The organism is Pseudomonas oligotrophica (assembly GCF_021726475.1).
In the GTDB taxonomy this organism is placed as follows: domain Bacteria; phylum Pseudomonadota; class Gammaproteobacteria; order Pseudomonadales; family Pseudomonadaceae; genus Stutzerimonas; species Stutzerimonas oligotrophica.
The window spans coordinates 471,228-486,927 of record NZ_JAKJRU010000003.1 but is presented as its reverse complement, the minus strand read 5'-3'; the positions used below and the strand labels follow the sequence as shown (position 1 = coordinate 486,927).

Here is a 15,700-nt window from a genome sequence, read left to right as displayed (position 1 = left end):
CGGTACAACATGAAAAGAATGCTAATTAACGCAACTCAGCCCGAAGAGTTGCGTGTCGCACTGGTCGACGGCCAGCGCCTGTTCGATCTCGATATCGAGTCCGGCGCGCGCGAGCAGAAAAAGGCCAACATCTACAAGGGTCGCATCACCCGCGTGGAGCCCAGCCTGGAAGCGGCCTTCGTCGACTTCGGCGCCGAGCGCCACGGCTTTCTGCCGCTCAAGGAAATCTCCCGCGAATACTTCGTCAAGGCGCCGGAAGGCGGTCGCGTCAATATCAAGGACGTGCTCAAGGAAGGCCAGGAAGTCATCGTCCAGGTCGAGAAGGAGGAGCGCGGCAACAAGGGCGCAGCACTGACCACCTTCATCAGCCTCGCCGGTCGTTACCTGGTGCTGATGCCGAACAACCCGCGCGCTGGCGGCATCTCCCGCCGCATCGAGGGTGAGGAGCGCAACGAACTGCGCGAGGCCCTCAACGGCCTGAACGTTCCGGCCGACATGGGCCTGATCGTCCGCACCGCCGGCCTCGGTCGCTCCAGCGAAGAACTGCAGTGGGACCTCGACTACCTGCTGCAACTGTGGAGCGCCATCAAGGAAGCGTCCCAGGACCGCGCCGCGCCCTTCCTGATCTACCAGGAATCCAACGTCATCATCCGCGCCATCCGCGACTACCTGCGCCAGGACATCGGCGAGGTGCTGATCGATAGCGTCGAAGCACAGAACGAGGCCCTCTCCTTCATCCAGCAGGTCATGCCGCAGTATGCGAGCAAGATCAAGCTGTACGAAGACAGCGTGCCGCTGTTCAATCGCTTCCAGATCGAAAGCCAGATCGAGACCGCCTTCCAGCGCGAAGTGAAGCTGCCCTCCGGTGGCTCCATCGTCATCGACCCGACCGAGGCTCTGGTGTCCATCGACATCAACTCGGCCCGCGCAACCAAGGGTGGCGACATCGAGGAAACCGCACTGCAGACCAACCTGGAGGCAGCCGAGGAAATCGCCCGCCAGCTGCGCCTGCGCGACATCGGTGGCCTGATCGTCATCGACTTCATCGACATGACCCCGGCGAAGAACCAGCGCGCCGTCGAGGAGAAGGTCCGCGAGGCCCTCGAAGCCGACCGCGCACGCATCCAGGTCGGCCGCATCTCCCGCTTCGGCTTGCTGGAGATGTCGCGTCAGCGCCTGCGCCCTTCGCTCGGCGAGACCAGCGGCATCGTCTGCCCGCGCTGCAACGGCCAGGGCATCATCCGCGACGTCGAATCCCTCTCGCTGGCAATCCTGCGCCTGATCGAGGAAGAGGCGCTGAAGGACCGCACCGCCGAAGTTCGTGCCCGCGTGCCGTTCCAGGTTGCCGCCTTCCTGCTCAACGAAAAGCGCAACGCCATTACCAAGATCGAGCTGCGCACCCGCGCGCGCATCTTCATCCTGCCGGACGACCATCTGGAAACGCCGCACTTCGAGGTGCAGCGCCTGCGTGACGACAGCCCGGACATCACCGCCGGCAAGGCCAGCTATGAAATGAGCCAGAGCGTCGCCGAGGAGGTCCAGCCGATCAGCTCGACGCGCACCCTGGTACGCCAGGAAGCCGCGGTCAAGACCGCCCCGCAGCGCACCGCGCCTGCTCCGACCGCAACCGAGGAGGCGGCGCCTGCCGCACCGGCATCGGCACCGGCAGCCGCTCCGGCGCCCGAGCCGAGCCTGTTCAAGGGACTGATCAAGTCCCTGGTGGGCCTGTTCGCCGGCAAACCGGAGGCCCAGCCGGCCGCTGCAGCCGAGCAGAAGCCGGCAACCAGCCGCCAGCCGCGCAACGACGAACGCCGCTCCGGTCGCCAGCAGAATCGCCGCCGCGACACCCGTGGACGCGACGACGAGCGCAAGCCGCGCGAGGAACGCCAGGCCCGCGAAGAGCGCCAGCCTCGTGAAGAGCGCCAGCCGCGCGAGGAGCGCCCGAACCGTGAAGAGCGCCAGCCGCGCCCGCCGCGCGAGGAGCGCAAGCCCCGCGAGCAGGTCGAAGGTAGCGATGGCCAGCAACCCCGTCGCGAGCGCACGCCGCGTGAAGAGCGCCAGCCGCGCGAAGAACGCAAGCGCGAACTGCGCGCCCCGCTCGAGGAGGCAACCACGCCTGCCAGCGAGGAAATCGGCGAGCGCAAGCCGCGCCAGCCGCGTGAAGAGCGCCGCCCGCGAAACGAGCCGGTAGCGGCTGCGAGCGAAGAAGAAGTGCTGCTGCAGAACGAGCCGGAAGAAGCCGCTGACGAAGCCCAGGAAGGCAGCGAGGGCGAGCGCCCGCGTCGCCGCTCCCGTGGACAGCGTCGCCGCAGCAACCGGCGCGAGCGCCAGCGCGACGCCAACGGCAACGAGATCGACGACGTCGACGAAAGCAACGCCCCGGTGAAGAGCGAGGAAATTGCAGTCGCGGCGACCGCTGCGGCGTTGGCGGCCAACACCGCGGACACCGAAGCGGCAGCCCCGACCGACAGCCCGGAGATCGAGCAAGCACAAGTCATGGCCGAAGCCGTGAGCCTGGGCGCCGAACCGGCACCGCAGGCCGAGCCGCAACCGCTCGCCGAGGAAGTTGCCCCTGAAGCCGAAGCGGCTGCCGAAGTGGCCGCCGAGCCGGCTCCGGCTCCGGCTCCGGCTCCGAGCGAGCCTGCCATTGCCGAGCCGGCCGTTGCCGAGGCCCCCAGCGCCGAAACTGCGCAGCCGAGCCGCGCGACCGGCCGCGCACCGAATGATCCACGCGAAGTGCGCCGCCGCCAGCGCGAAGCCGAACGCCAGGCCCAGGAAGCAGCCAAGGCGCAAGCCGAAGCACCGGTAGTCGAAGCCGTCCAGCCGGAGCCCGAGCTCGCCGCCAGCCCGGAGATCGTCGTAACGCCGCCGGCCGAGGTTGCAGCCGAGTTCGCTGCAACCAAGCAGGCCGAAGCGAGCGAGGCGACGATCGTCCAGCCCGAGGCGCCGGTCGCGGCCGAGGAGCGTGGCGCTGCTGACGAGCCGGCTGCAGCCGAAGCCCCTGCCGAGGAGCAGCCGGTCGAGGAAACCCCTCGTCAGGACCTGGCCCCAACCGAGGCCGAAGCCGAGCAGGAAGCTGAACCGCAGCCCGAGGACGAGCGTAAGTCCAGCACCGAGCGGTGATTGAACCGGGGCGCGGCTGACGCGCCCTTCGGACAGAAAAAGCCCCGGTCGATGCCGGGGCTTTTTCGTTTCAGCGTTTCGACGAACATCTCATCAGGGAGAGGGTTGGGCACGCTACTCCCCGCCACGGCCATGCCGTCGCCGTCGCCGTCGCCGTCGCCGTCGGGCAAGCGCTGTCAGAGGACGTTCGGCTCGATTTCCAGTTCCACGGCGAAGCGTTCGCGGATATCCGCCTGGATACGGCGGGCCAGCTCGAACAACTGCCGGCCCGTGGCGCCACCGTAGTTGACCAGCACCAGCGCCTGCGCCTGGTGCACCCCGGCATCGCCCTCGCGAAAACCCTTCCAGCCGGCCTGCTCGATGAGCCAGCCGGCTGCCAGCTTGACCCGTCCATCGACCTGCGGATAGCCGACCAGCTTCGGGTAAGCCTGGCGTAGGCGCTCGGCGTGCTCGGCCTCGACAAGCGGGTTCTTGAAAAAGCTGCCGGCGTTGCCAAGCTGCGCCGGATCGGGCAGCTTCTCACTGCGTATCGCGCATACCGCCCGGCTGACATCCGCAGGCGTGGGCGCAACGACGCCGAACTCGGCCAGCTTTTGCCTGATCGGCCCATATTCCAGCTGCAGCCTGGCCGTACGGCTGAGGCAAAAGCGCACCCGGAGAATCAGATAGCGCCCAGGTTCGCGCTTGAAAAGGCTTTCGCGATATCCGAACGCGCAGTCCTCGAGAGACAGCTCGCAAATCTCCCTGCCATGAAGATCAAGCGCCGTGAGGCCGGCGAAGACATCGCGGATCTCCACGCCATAGGCGCCGACATTCTGGATCGGCGCCGCGCCGACGGTGCCGGGAATGAGGCTGAGGTTCTCCAGGCCGGAGAGACCCTGGGCCAGCGTCCACAGCACGAAATCATGCCAGGGCTCACCGGCCTCGGCTTCGACGATGACCGCGTCGCCCGTCTCGCGCAGCAGCCGCCGCCCTCGGCTGGCCATATGCAGCACCAGCGCCTCGACGTCGCCGGTCAGCAGGAGGTTGCTGCCGCCGCCGAGCGGCAGCAACGGCAGGCCTTCCTGCTCAGCCCGCGCAACGGCTTCGAGCACCTCGGCGTCGCAGCGTGCCTCGGCAAACAGGCGCGCCCGCTGCTCCAGGCCGAAGGTATTGAGCGTACGAAGCGAGCGCTGCGTCTCGACGTGCAGCGTCACAGCCGGGCCCGCACTTCATCGAGGAGGCGATCGGCCGCCTGCTCGATCAGGTCGAGCACCTCGTCGAAGCCGTCCGCGCCACCATGGTAAGGGTCGGGAACGGCATCGCAGCCCAGGCCGTAACGGCGCAGGAGCAGATCCACTTCGGCGCGCGACCCCTGAGGCCGCAGCGCCTCGAGGCGCGCCAGGTTGTCATGATCCATGGCCAGGATCAGGTCGAAGCGCTGGAAATCCTCAGCGCTGACCTGGCGCGCACGTAGTGCGTCCAGGGTATAGCCGCGCGTCGCGGCAGCCCGGCAGGACCGTGCATCCGGCGCCTTGCCTGCATGCCAATCGGCGGTGCCAGCGGAATCAACCTCGACGCGCGCCTGCAGCCCGGCATCACGCAGACGCCGGCGGAACACCCCTTCGGCAGTCGGCGAGCGACAGATGTTACCCAGGCAGACGAACAGGACCTTCACTGCGCCTGCCCCAGCAGGCGACGCACCCGCTCGAGGTCTTCCGGCGTATCGACCCCCGCGGGCGGAGCCTCGAGCGCGTCGGCAACATGGATGCGCTGGCCGTGCCAGAGCGCACGCAGCTGCTCGAGGCATTCGACCTCCTCGAGCCAGCACGGCCCCCAGCCGACGAAATCGGCAAGGAAGCCGGCCCGATAGGCGTAGATGCCGATGTGCCGACGGAACGGCACCCCGGCCGGCAGTGCCTGGCGGCCAGCGGCGAATGCCTCTCGCGCCCACGGCAGGGGCGCGCGGCTGAACGTCAGGGCCAGGCCGTCGATGTCGCTGAGCACCTTGACCACGTTGGGATTGAACAACTGCTCGGCCTCGCTCAGCGGCTCGGCCAGGGTAGCAATGGCCGCCTCCGGATGGGCCGCCAGGTTGGCAGCCACCTGGTCGATCACGGCCGGCGGAATCAGCGGTTCGTCACCCTGGACGTTGACCACGATCGCATCGGCGGCGAGCCCCAGCTGCGCGGCGACCTCGGCCAGGCGATCGGTACCGGAATTGTGCTCGGCGGCAGTCAGCAGCGCGTCGGCACCGAAGCGCCGGCAGGCCTCGAGGATACGGGCATCGTCGGTGGCGACCACCACCTGCCGGGCCGAGCTGCGGCGAGCCTGGTTCCACACGTGCTGGATCATCGGCAGGCCGGCGATGTCCTGCAGCGGCTTGCCCGGCAGCCGCGTGGACGCGAAGCGGGCAGGAATCACGACACTGAAGTCGAGGCTCATTTGTCCAGGCGCTCGTCGACATCCAGGGTGCGCGCCTCGCCTTCCAGCATCACCGGGATACCGTCGCGCACCGGATAGGCGAGGCCGTCGGCCTTGCAGATCAGCTCGGACTTGTCGTCGGTGAGCTTCAGCGGCCCCTTGCACAGCGGGCAAGCCAGAATATCGAGCAGTTTGGTATCCAATGCGCAGTCCTCTGGGAGCGGTCGACTGCAGCAGCAGGTCGAGCAGCTAGGTGGGTTCGGGAAACAGGCGGGCCAGACGCTCGTCGAACCAGGCGACGAAAGCGTCGCATGGCCGGGCCTGCACCTGCAGGTAGTACCAGCCGGGACGCGCGAACGCCCGGCACTTGACCGCATCCTTCTCGGTCATGACCAGCGGCAGGTCGGGAGCGAAGTGGAGCTGCTCGGGACTGAATGCAGCGTGGTCGGCGAACGGGTGCGGAATCGGGCGCCAGTTTAGCGCCTCGAGCGTGGCGAAGAAACGCTCTGGATTGCCGATGCCGGCCACCGCATGGATCTGCTCGCCAGGCCGGAACCGGTCCAGCGGCAGCGATCGGCCCGTGGCGATTTCGATCAGCGCACTCGGCTCCAGGCGAAAGCCGAAGGCCGCCGGCGCATCGTCGGGGGCGCCGCCATTGAACAGCACCGCATCCACGTCCTGCAGGCGGCTGGCCGGCTCACGCAGGGGGCCGGCCGGCAGGCAGCGCCCGTTGCCCAAGCCGCGCGCCGCATCGATCAGCACCAATTCCAGGTCGCGTGCCAGGCGGTAGTGCTGCAGGCCGTCATCGCAGAGGATCAGGTCCAGTGGCTCGGCCGCCAACAGTGCGCGGACCGCGCGCGGGCGATCCGGATCGATCATCAGCGGCACCGCCGTGCGCTGCACGATCAGCAACGGCTCGTCACCGACCTGCCCTGCCGGCTGCTCGGCCGTGACCCGCCAGGGCAGCGACGGCGGTTGCGCGCCATAGCCACGGCTGACGACCCCGACCTTGAGCCCGCGGGCGCGGCAGTGTTCCACCAGCCAGAGGATCAGCGGGGTCTTGCCGGTGCCGCCGACGGTAATGTTGCCGACCACGACGACCGGCACCGGCGCCCGGTAGCTCGGCGCCGAGCCATCGAGAAAGCGTTGCCGCCTGCGCTTGGCGACCAGGCGATAGAGTCCCTCGAGCGGCCCCAGCAGCGCGAGGGCCGGGTGCCCGTGGTACCAGGCTTGCTGCAGGCGCTGCGCCAGTTTCATCAAGGCGTCGCCTGGGCCTCGACCGTGGTGATGCGCAGGTGGGCGAAGCCGAGCTTGCCGGCCGCGTCCATCGCGGTGATCACCGCCTGGTGCGGGGTCTTGCCATCGGCGCTGATGACCAGCGGCAGGCTGTGGTCACCCTCCGATTCCTTGCCGAGCGCCGCCATCAGCGACTTGAGGTCGCTCTGCAGCAGCGCCTTGCCGTTCAGCGAGTAGTTGCCGGCGGTATCGATGACCACCTCCAGCTGCTTGATCTCGGTCTGCTGCGGCGGCGTTCCGCTGGCCGCCTCCGGCAGGTCGACCTTCAACTGGGTCTCGCGTGTGAAGGTAGTGGTCACGACGAAGAAGAGCAGGAGGATGAACACCACGTCGATCAGCGGCGCGAGCCCGATATCGACGTTCTCCCGCGGCTTGCGGCGGAATTTCACGGCCGACCCTCGCTGAGGTCGACGTCGCGGTCGCCCTGCACCACCTCGACCAGCTTGATGGCCTCCTGTTCCATGCCGACCACCAGCTCATCGACGCGACGGCTGAGGAAGCGATGGAAGAACAGCGCAGGAATCCCGACCATCAATCCGGCTGCCGTGGTGATCAGCGCCTTGGCGATGCCACCGGCGAGCTGCGGCGCGTTGGCCATGCCCGCACCCATGAAGGAACTGAAGATCTCGATCATGCCGAGCACCGTGCCCAGCAGGCCGAGCAACGGCGCGATGCCGGCGATGGTGCCGAGGGCATTCAGGTAGCGCTCCAGATCGTGGATCACCCGGGCCGCGGCCTCCTCGATGCACTCCTTCATGATCTCGCGGCCACGCTTGGAATTGGCCAGGCCCGCGGCGAGGATCTCGCCCAGCGGCGAATCGGCGCGCAGCTCCTTGAGCTTCTGGTTGCTGAGCTGCTTGTCCTTGATCCACTTCCACACCTGCCCCAGCAGATGCGGCGGCGTCACCCGGCGAGGCCGGAGCGTCCACAAGCGCTCGGCGATGATGGCGACGGCAACGATCGAACACAGAATGATCGGCAGCATTATCCAGCCACCGGCTTTGACCAGCTCCCACACGAGTCGAATCCCCCTCGAAAAAGTGGGCGTCACTCTAGCACAGGGCTCCTGGGCAGCCGACGGCCGTCGTTCTCATTTTGCCGCCAGAAACGGCGTTGCCAGCGCAACCCTTCGGCGGGCGCGAAACGCCCGAGGTCGATCCGCAGGGCCCCGTCCAGCGCAGTGTCGTAGAGCACGATGCCCGCCTCGTCGAGCCGCCGCAGCACCGTCTCGTGGGGATGGCCGAACGGGTTGTGCCGGCTGCGCGAGACCACGGCAGCATGTGGCGCGACCGCGGCCAGGAAGGCTGGCGAGCTCGAGGTCCGACTGCCGTGGTGGCCGAGCAGCAGCCACTGGCTGGCGACCGGCAGGCCGGAGTCCAGCAGCGCCTGCTCGCCCCGGCTGTCGAGATCGCCGGAAAGCAGCAGGCGCTCGCCACCAGCCTCGACCGCCAGCACGCAGGAGGCGGCGTTGCCATCGTCCGCCTGGCTCCACTGCCACAGGCGGAAGTCGACGCCATCCCACTGCCAATGCTCACCGGCCGCACAGGCCTCGACTGCCGGAAGCGCCAGCCTGCCCGGCTCCCCGCTGACCACACGCCGGGTCGGTATCGCACGCAGCACCGCGGCGGCGCCGCCGGCGTGGTCACTGTCGGCATGGCTCAGCAACAACATGTCCAGGCGAGCGGCACCGAGCCTGCGCAGTGACGGTGCGACCACTCGCTCGCCGAGGTCGAAGGTGCCATGTCGCGGGCCGGCGTCGTACAGCAACGCATGATGGCGGGTCAGCACCAGCACCGAGAGCCCCTGACCGACATCCAGCACCCGCACCTGCGCCTCGCCGACCTCCGGCCGAGGCGCGGCGGCGAACCCCAGCGGCAGCAGCAGGACCACGCCGAGCAGGCGCAGCGGGACGCCGGCGGGTAGCAGCATCAGCAGCGCGCCGGCAGCGGCTGCCAGCACGACCCAGATCGATGTCTGCGCGAAAACCCAGGCCGGCTGCCAGGCCGCGACCCAGGCCAGGAAGCGGAACAGCCCCTGCAGCGAGAACCCGACGCCGACCAGCAGCGGCTCGCCCAGCGCCCCGGACAACGTGAGCAAGGCGCTACCGAGCAAGGCGAAGGGCACGGTCAGGCTGACCCAGGGCACGGCGACCAGGTTGGCCAACGGCCCGCTGAGGCTGACCGGCAGGCCGAGCAGAAGCATCGGCGGCAGCAGCCCGATGGTCATGGCCAGCTGGGCCCGCGGCAGCGTCTGCCACCATCGCCAGCTGCCCAATCGCCCGGCGAACACCAGCGCCAGCAGCGCAACCGCGGCGAACGACAGCCAGAAACCCGGCTGCAGCGTCGCCAGCGGGTTGGCCAGCAATACCAGGTCCAGCGCCAGCAGCAAGGGGAACCAGACGCCAAGATGGCGATAGCGCAGGCGCCACAGCAGCACCAGCGCGACCATCACGCAGGCGCGCTGCACCGGCACCTCGAAGCCCGCCAGCCAGGCGTAACCCAGGGCGCCGGCGATGGCCAGCAGCACCGCCGCCGGCACCCAGGGCATGCGCGCCGGCCACAGCCCCAGGCGGTACAGCAGCGCGACCAGTCCGTAGAGCAGGCCGGCCAGCATGGCTACGTGCTGGCCGGAGATCACCAGCAGGTGAACGGTGCCGGTGTCCTGCAGCAGCTGCCAGTCGGTATGGCTCAACCCCGCGTCGTCCCCGACCACCAGCGCGGCGATCGCGCCACCGCGCTGCCAGGCACCGTCCGTTGCAAGCCGGCTGCGCAACGTGTCCCGCCAGGTGCTCGGCGACACGCCGGCCGTCAGCCGTTCACCGGTCTTGACCGTGCCGCTGGCGCCAATGCCCTGGGCAAGCAGCCAAGCCTCGTAGTCGAACGCTTGCGGATTGACCAGCCCGTGCGGGCGCTTGAGGCGGGCCGCGACGCGCCAGCGCTCGCCGGCCTGGAGGGCGGGCCCGGCGTACCAGCCCAGCCGGATACGCGACGGCAGCCCGGCGTGCCGCGAGCGGATTTCGGTCAGTTCGAAACGGGTGACGCCGTCGGCTACCGCCGGCAGCCCCGTCACCGTGCCCTCCAGCCACAGGGCGCGACCATCGAGCCGGGCCGGTAGGCGGTCGGCCAGCGCCAGGTGCGCCTGCCAGCAGGCCCAGGCAAAGCCCAGCAGCAGCAAGGCTGGCGCACGCAGGCGGCGCCAGCACAGCGCCGGCAAGGCTGCGCAACCGAGCATCACCAGCACGGCAGGCGCCGGCAGTCCGGGTAGAAAACGCGGCAGGATCAGGCCCACCGCCAGCGCAGCCATCCATGTGCGCATCCATCGCTCCTGACGGCCCGGCTCTGCTCCGGGCCTCGGCGCCGCGATCCGTTGCGACGCACAAGTCTGTGACAAAAGACCTATCGGCGCGGGGCGGAGACCACGGCATAATCACGCGCTCACGCAAGCCGAGTCCCCACATGCCGCGTCGTATCTTCAAGCGCTACATGCCCCACCCCGACCGCATCAAGGGTAACAAGTCGCTGCGTTTTCTTGGCGGTCTGATTCACGATCCGAACCTCTGGCACCTCAACCGCCACTCGGTCTCCCGCGCCATGGCCATCGGACTGTTCTGGGCGATGATCCCGATGCCGCTGCAGATGCTCGCCGCGGCCGCCTGTGCCCTGCCGGCGCGGGCCAACCTGCCGATCGCCGTCGGCCTGGTCTGGCTGACCAACCCGCTGACGATGCCGCCGGTGTTCTATTGCAACTACAAGGTCGGGGCCTGGCTGATGGACACGCCGGCGATCGGCATGCCGGACCATCTGAGCCTGGGCTGGATCAGCCGCCTGCTGCAGGACAACTGGCAGCCGCTGTACCTCGGCTCGCTGGTGGTGGCCGTGGTTCTCAGCCTCCTCGGCTATTTCGGCACCCAGGCTTACTGGCGCTGGTGGGTCGGACGCAACTGGCGTCAACGGCAGCAGGACCGCCGCTGAGCCATCACTCGTAGCGCAGCGCCTCGGCAGGCTGGGTCTGTGCCGCGCGCCAGGCGGGATACAGGGTTGCCAGGAAGCTCAGCAGCAGCGCCACCGCGGCAACCAGCACGACGTCGACCACCTGCAGTTCGGACGGCAGGCTGCTGATGAAATAGACGTCCGAACTGAAGATGTGCTGGCCGGACACGCGTTCCAGCCAGGCCACCAGCGCGCTGACATTCAGCGCCCCGAGCACGCCGAGCACGACGCCGATGAGCGTGCCGCTCAGGCCGATGATGCTGCCCTGAACCATGAAGATCGCCATGATCTGCCGCGGCGTCGCGCCGAGCGTGCGCAGGATCGCGATGTCGGCGCGCTTGTCCGCCACCACCATGATCAGGGTCGCGATGATGTTGAACGCGGCGACCGCGACGATCAGCATCAGCAACAGACCGATCATGGTCTTCTCCATCTTCATCGCGCTGAACAGGCTGCCCTGGGTCTTGGACCAGTCCTCGGCGTGATAGCCCTCGCCCAGCCCTGCAGCCAGCTGCGCGGCGATCTGCGGCGCCCGATAAAGGTCGGCCAGGCGCACGCGCACGCCCTGTACCTGCTCGGGCTGCCAGCGCTGGATCGCCGCTGCGTCGGCACGATGGATCATCACCAGGCTGCCGTCCAGGTCGGCGCCCACCTTGAAGATCCCGGCCACGGTCAGGCGCTGCATGCGCGGCGTGACGCCACCTGGCGAATCGCTGACCTCCGGCACGATCAACGTCAGCTTGTCACCGAGCGACAGGCCGAAGCGCCGCGCGGTGATGGCGCCGAGTACCACGCCATAGTCGCCCGGGCGCAGGTCGTCCAGCCGACCGGCGATCATCCGCGACGCCGCGATGGAGACCTGCGCCTCCGCTGCCGGCTCGATGCCGCTGATCTGCACCGGCTGCATCGCGCCCTTGTATGACAGCATCCCCTCCAGCTGGGTGAGCGGCGCGGCACCGAGCACCTCCGGCTGCGCCGCGAGACGCTGCGCCAGCGCCTGCCAGTCCTCCAGCGGTGCCTCGCCGGACAGGACGGCATGCGGAACCATGCCGAGGATGCGCGAGCTCATCTCGCGCTGGAAGCCGTTCATCACCGAGAGCACCAGGATCATCGCCAGCACGCCAAGCGCCAGGCCGATCAGCGAGGTCAGCGAAATGAACGAGATGTAGTGGTTGCGGCGCTTGGCCCGCGTATAGCGGCTGCCGACGTACAGGCTCAGCGGGCGGAACATCATGCAGCCACCAGGCGACCGTCCTGCAGGCGCAGGATCTTGTCCATCTGCGCCGCAAGCTGGGGATCGTGGGTCACCACCAGGAAGGCGGTACGCAGCGAACGGCTGAGCTCGAGCATCAGCTCCTGGATGCCCTGGGCGGTGTGGTGATCGAGGTTGCCGGTCGGTTCGTCCAGCAGTACCAGCGCCGGCCGGTTGACCAGCGCGCGAGCAATGGCCACGCGCTGGCGTTCACCACCGGAAAGCTCGGACGGCTTGTGCTCCAGGCGATGGCCGAGCCCTACGCGTTCGAGCAGCTCGCTGGCACGACGGCGCGCCTCGTCGATCGGCGTCGTACCGATCAGCAGCGGCATGCAGACGTTCTCCAGTGCGGTGAACTCGGGCAGCAGGTGGTGGAACTGGTAGACGAAGCCCAGCGCCCGGTTGCGCAGCAGCCCGCGGGCCTTCTCGCTGAGGGCCGAGAGCTGCTCGCCGGCCAGCCAGACGCTGCCCTCGCTCGGCGTATCCAGGCCGCCAAGCAGGTTGAGCAGGGTGCTCTTGCCGGAACCGGAGCTGCCGACGATGGCGACCCGCTCACCCGGGAACAGCTCCATTTCCAGGCCGCTCAGCACGTCGACCGACTCGGGCCCCTGCTCGTAGCGCTTGCCGAGGTTGCGGCAGCTGAGCACCGCGGATTCTTGGGTTGAAGCATTCATGGCCGGCTCACTCATAACGTAGCGCCTCGGCCGGCTGAGTGCGGGCGGCACGCCAGGCCGGGTAAAGGGTGGCAAGGAAACTCAGGAGCAATGCCGCCACGCAGACCTGGATCACGTCGGCAGCCAGCAGGCGGGACGGCAGATAGTCGATGAAATAGACGTCGGCGCTTAGGAACTTGTGGCCGATCAGCCGCTCCAGCGCGGCGATCCAGGCGCTGATATTGAGCGCCGCGAGAATGCCGAGGCCGGCGCCGACCAGGGTGCCGACCACACCGATGACCGTGCCCTGGACCATGAAGATCGCCATGATCTGCCGTGGCGTCGCCCCCAGCGTGCGCAGGATGGCGATATCGCCGCGCTTGTCGGTGACCACCATCACCAGGGTGGAGATGATGTTGAACGCCGCCACCGCGACGATCAGCAGCAGCAGCAGGCCGATCATGGCCTTCTCCATGCGGATGGCCTGGTAAAGGTTGCCGTGGGTGCGGGTCCAATCCCGCGAGTAGTAGTCCTCGCCGAGTTGCCCGGCGAGCTGCCAGGCGATGCGCGGCGCCTGGAACAGGTCCTCGAAATGCAGCCGCAGCCCCTGCACTTGGCCAGGTTTCCAGCGCTGCAGGCGGGCCAGGTCGGCGATATTGGCCAGCGCCAGGTAGCCGTCGAGTTCCCCCGCACCGACGTGGAAGATGCCGGTCACGGTGAAGCGCTTCATGCGCGGGAACATGCCGGCTGGAGTAACCGTCACTTCCGGCGCGACGAAGGTGACCTTGTCGCCTACCGCCAGGCCGAGTTTCTCTGCCGCCTTGTCGCCGATGACGATGCCGAACTCACCCGGCGCCAGGTCATCGAGCCGGCCCTCGGTGAAGAAGCGGTCGATGATCGAGACCTGGCGCTCGGCGACGGGGTCGATGGCGTTGATGAGGATCTTGCTGACCTGCCCGCGATTGGTCAGCAGCCCCTGCATCTGGATGAAGGGTGCCACCGCATCGACCTGCGGATTGACCTGGATGCGCTCGCCCAGCGCCTGCCAGTCATCCAGCGGCAGCGGGCTCTCGATGGTGGCGTGCGGCACCATGCCGAGCACCCGGGTGCGCATTTCGTGATCGAAGCCGTTCATCACCGACAACACCAGGATCATCACCAGCACGCCGAGGGCCAGGCCGATCATGGAGGTGAAGGAGATGAAGGAGACGAAGAGGCTGCGGCGCCTGGCGCGTGTATAGCGCGCCCCGATGTACACGGACAGCGGTCTGAACATAGGGTCGACTTAATCGCTGGCGGGAGAGAAACGAGCGTGACAGCTGACACCCACAGGCCTGATAGACTCTGGCCACTACAGCTAGCGGGACGTGCCATGCCGACACAAGACACTGAAGAACGCCGCGAATACTACCGTATCGAGGATCGCGTCGCACTGGAAATACTGCCCGCCGAAGCGCACGGTAACAATGAGCCGCCTGCCCTGCCCCGGCAGTTCTCGCTGCTGGCCGACCTGCACCTGCTGGACTTCGAGTCACAGCACCTGCTGCGCCAGATCGCCGAGCACAATCGCACCCTGGCCAGCTACCTCAAGGTACAGAACAAGCGCATGGACCTGCTCGGCCAGGCGCTGGTGCAGGGGCTGCTCGCCGGCATGGGGCCCGAACGCAGCGTGACGCTGTCCGAAGGCGGCGTCAGTTTCGTCCATGACCGCGCGCTGGCCGAAGGCACACAAGTGCTGCTCAAGATGGTCCTGCTGCCGCAGGGGCTGGGCCTGTTGCTGCCGGCGCGCATCGGCCGCTGCGACCCGCAGGCCGGCGGCGGCTATGAAGTGGCCACCGAATTCGAAGCGCTGACTGAAGCACAGCGGCAACTGCTGGCGCGGCATATCCTGCAGAAACAGGCGCTGGAGCGGCGCCTGGCCCGTGAACATCTGCAAGGAGACTGACCCGAATGCCCCGCACTGCCCTTCTCGCCCTGCTGCTGTCGCTGAGCGCCCCGCTCGCGGCCGAGCAGATCCTCATTCCGCTCGGCCAGCAGGGCGGCGGCGACATCGCGCTGCCTGCGCGCGGCGATGCCAAGGGCCAGGTTCTCGAACGCTTCGGCCTGCCCGACCAGGAACATCCAGCCGTCGGCAAGCCGCCGATCACGCGCTGGGACTATCGCGAATTTTCCGTCTACTTCGAGGGCGAGCGCGTCATCAACAGCGTGCTCGATCATCGCCCTCGGCAACCGGCAGAGGAACAGCACTGATCGTGACCCTGATCTACGGCCACCGCGGCGCCAAGGGCCAGGCGCCGGAAAACACCCTGGCCAGCTTCCGCCAATGCCTGGACGACGGCGTGCGTCGCTGCGAGCTGGACCTGCACCTGTCGCGCGACGGCGAACTCATGGTAATCCACGATCCGACCCTCAAGCGCACCACCGGCCGCCGCGGCAAGGTGTCCGAGCACAGCGCGGAGGAACTCGTCGGTTATGACGCGCGCCTTGGCGGGCCCGGCTGGCACCAGCCCTGCCCGATTCCGCGGCTGGACGAGCTCTTTGCCAGCTGCGCCTTCGAGCACTGGCAGTTGGAGGTCAAGAGCGCATCGCACGAGCGCGCAAGGCGCACGGTCCTGGCGATCAAGGCCCTGGCCGAGCGACATGCGCTGAGCGAGCGCATCACCGTCACCTCGAGCTCGCGCGTGGTGCTGCGCGCGATGCGCGAGTTCGCGCCGGGAATCTCGCGCGGGCTGGTCGCCGAATATGGCTGGCTCGATCCGCTCAAGGTCGCCAGGGCGCATGGCTGCGACCTGCTGGCACTGAAATGGACGCTATGCACGCCCGAACGCATCCGCAAGGCGCGCCAGCAGGGTATGCATGTGTCGGTTTGGACGGTCAACGAGCCGGAGTTGATGCTGCGCCTGGCGGACATGGGCGTCGACAGCCTGATTACCGACTTCCCACGGCTTGCAGTCACCACCCTGGCAGCACGCGACTGAAACGAA

General features: G+C 68.1%; 16 protein-coding genes. 5 read left to right on the top strand and 11 right to left on the bottom strand.

What is annotated here, in order from left to right:
* Nucleotides 1–9: 9 nt before the first annotated feature.
* Nucleotides 10–3,123: a ribonuclease E gene (gene rne / locus L3N39_RS09335; RefSeq protein WP_237257047.1), complete on the top strand. Its 3,114-nt coding sequence runs from the start codon at nt 10–12 to the stop codon at nt 3,121–3,123.
* Between the two features lie 176 nt (nt 3,124–3,299).
* Here rne and murB read toward each other — a convergent pair whose 3' ends face one another.
* From murB to L3N39_RS09295, 8 genes are read right to left on the bottom strand one after another with little or no spacing between them, the layout of a single operon-like run.
* Complete coding sequence (gene murB / locus L3N39_RS09330) at nt 3,300–4,319, bottom strand: UDP-N-acetylmuramate dehydrogenase (RefSeq protein WP_237257046.1); 1,020 nt, start codon at nt 4,317–4,319, stop codon at nt 3,300–3,302.
* Complete coding sequence (locus tag L3N39_RS09325) at nt 4,316–4,780, bottom strand: low molecular weight protein-tyrosine-phosphatase (RefSeq protein ID WP_237257045.1); 465 nt, start codon at nt 4,778–4,780, stop codon at nt 4,316–4,318. Before L3N39_RS09325 ends, murB begins: the two co-directional genes overlap by 4 nt.
* Nucleotides 4,777–5,547, bottom strand: a complete 771-nt coding sequence (kdsB, locus tag L3N39_RS09320; RefSeq protein ID WP_237257044.1) for a 3-deoxy-manno-octulosonate cytidylyltransferase — start codon at nt 5,545–5,547, stop codon at nt 4,777–4,779. Before kdsB ends, L3N39_RS09325 begins: the two co-directional genes overlap by 4 nt.
* Entirely contained in the window at nt 5,544–5,729 is a 186-nt protein-coding gene (locus L3N39_RS09315; RefSeq protein ID WP_237257043.1) for a Trm112 family protein, read from the bottom strand. Before L3N39_RS09315 ends, kdsB begins: the two co-directional genes overlap by 4 nt.
* Nucleotides 5,730–5,775: 46 nt before the next feature.
* Entirely contained in the window at nt 5,776–6,783 is a 1,008-nt protein-coding gene (lpxK, locus tag L3N39_RS09310; RefSeq protein ID WP_237257042.1) for a tetraacyldisaccharide 4'-kinase, read from the bottom strand.
* A complete protein-coding gene (locus L3N39_RS09305; RefSeq protein WP_237257041.1) occupies nt 6,783–7,211 on the bottom strand; it encodes an ExbD/TolR family protein in 429 nt (142 codons plus the stop codon). The genes lpxK and L3N39_RS09305 overlap by 1 nt, the downstream gene beginning before the upstream one ends.
* The gene (locus tag L3N39_RS09300) at nt 7,208–7,840 is read right to left on the bottom strand and encodes a MotA/TolQ/ExbB proton channel family protein (protein WP_237257040.1); all 633 of its coding nucleotides are present in this window, start codon (nt 7,838–7,840) and stop codon (nt 7,208–7,210) included. The genes L3N39_RS09305 and L3N39_RS09300 overlap by 4 nt, the downstream gene beginning before the upstream one ends.
* 29 nt (nt 7,841–7,869) lie before the next feature.
* Nucleotides 7,870–10,137: a DNA internalization-related competence protein ComEC/Rec2 gene (locus tag L3N39_RS09295; RefSeq protein WP_237257039.1), complete on the bottom strand. Its 2,268-nt coding sequence runs from the start codon at nt 10,135–10,137 to the stop codon at nt 7,870–7,872.
* A 140-nt stretch (nt 10,138–10,277) separates the two neighbouring features.
* On the opposite strand from L3N39_RS09295, the gene L3N39_RS09290 reads away from it, so the two are divergent.
* Nucleotides 10,278–10,793 (top strand): DUF2062 domain-containing protein, encoded by a 516-nt coding sequence (locus L3N39_RS09290; RefSeq protein ID WP_237257038.1) that lies wholly within the window; start codon nt 10,278–10,280, stop codon nt 10,791–10,793.
* Between the two features lie 4 nt (nt 10,794–10,797).
* Here the strand turns inward: L3N39_RS09290 and L3N39_RS09285 are convergent, their stop codons facing one another.
* From L3N39_RS09285 to L3N39_RS09275, 3 genes are read right to left on the bottom strand one after another with little or no spacing between them, the layout of a single operon-like run.
* A complete protein-coding gene (locus L3N39_RS09285; protein ID WP_237257082.1) occupies nt 10,798–12,042 on the bottom strand; it encodes a lipoprotein-releasing ABC transporter permease subunit in 1,245 nt (414 codons plus the stop codon).
* Complete coding sequence (lolD, locus tag L3N39_RS09280; protein ID WP_237257037.1) at nt 12,042–12,737, bottom strand: lipoprotein-releasing ABC transporter ATP-binding protein LolD; 696 nt, start codon at nt 12,735–12,737, stop codon at nt 12,042–12,044. Before lolD ends, L3N39_RS09285 begins: the two co-directional genes overlap by 1 nt.
* A 7-nt stretch (nt 12,738–12,744) precedes the next feature.
* Entirely contained in the window at nt 12,745–13,992 is a 1,248-nt protein-coding gene (locus L3N39_RS09275; protein ID WP_237257036.1) for a lipoprotein-releasing ABC transporter permease subunit, read from the bottom strand.
* A gap of 96 nt (nt 13,993–14,088) precedes the next feature.
* Between L3N39_RS09275 and L3N39_RS09270 the strand changes: the two genes are divergently transcribed.
* The 3 genes from L3N39_RS09270 to L3N39_RS09260 are packed head-to-tail and all read left to right on the top strand — an operon-like array spanning nt 14,089 to nt 15,694.
* Nucleotides 14,089–14,661, top strand: coding sequence for a PilZ domain-containing protein (locus L3N39_RS09270; RefSeq protein WP_237257035.1), 573 nt, complete (start codon nt 14,089–14,091; stop codon nt 14,659–14,661).
* A gap of 5 nt (nt 14,662–14,666) precedes the next feature.
* Complete coding sequence (locus L3N39_RS09265) at nt 14,667–14,966, top strand: phosphodiesterase (RefSeq protein WP_237257034.1); 300 nt, start codon at nt 14,667–14,669, stop codon at nt 14,964–14,966.
* Between the two features lie 2 nt (nt 14,967–14,968).
* Complete coding sequence (locus L3N39_RS09260; RefSeq protein WP_237257033.1) at nt 14,969–15,694, top strand: glycerophosphodiester phosphodiesterase; 726 nt, start codon at nt 14,969–14,971, stop codon at nt 15,692–15,694.
* Nucleotides 15,695–15,700: the final 6 nt, after the last annotated feature.

Coding starts and splice junctions, on each gene's coding strand:
- rne (WP_237257047.1), top strand. CDS start 10: ATGAAAAGAATGCTAATTAACGCAACTCAGCCCGAAGAGTTGCGTGTC.
- L3N39_RS09290 (WP_237257038.1), top strand. CDS start 10,278: ATGCCGCGTCGTATCTTCAAGCGCTACATGCCCCACCCCGACCGCATC.
- L3N39_RS09275 (WP_237257036.1), bottom strand. CDS start 13,992: ATGTTCAGACCGCTGTCCGTGTACATCGGGGCGCGCTATACACGCGCC.
- lolD (WP_237257037.1), bottom strand. CDS start 12,737: ATGAATGCTTCAACCCAAGAATCCGCGGTGCTCAGCTGCCGCAACCTC.
- L3N39_RS09295 (WP_237257039.1), bottom strand. CDS start 10,137: ATGCGCACATGGATGGCTGCGCTGGCGGTGGGCCTGATCCTGCCGCGT.
- L3N39_RS09265 (WP_237257034.1), top strand. CDS start 14,667: ATGCCCCGCACTGCCCTTCTCGCCCTGCTGCTGTCGCTGAGCGCCCCG.
- kdsB (WP_237257044.1), bottom strand. CDS start 5,547: ATGAGCCTCGACTTCAGTGTCGTGATTCCTGCCCGCTTCGCGTCCACG.
- lpxK (WP_237257042.1), bottom strand. CDS start 6,783: ATGAAACTGGCGCAGCGCCTGCAGCAAGCCTGGTACCACGGGCACCCG.
- L3N39_RS09270 (WP_237257035.1), top strand. CDS start 14,089: ATGCCGACACAAGACACTGAAGAACGCCGCGAATACTACCGTATCGAG.
- L3N39_RS09285 (WP_237257082.1), bottom strand. CDS start 12,042: ATGTTCCGCCCGCTGAGCCTGTACGTCGGCAGCCGCTATACGCGGGCC.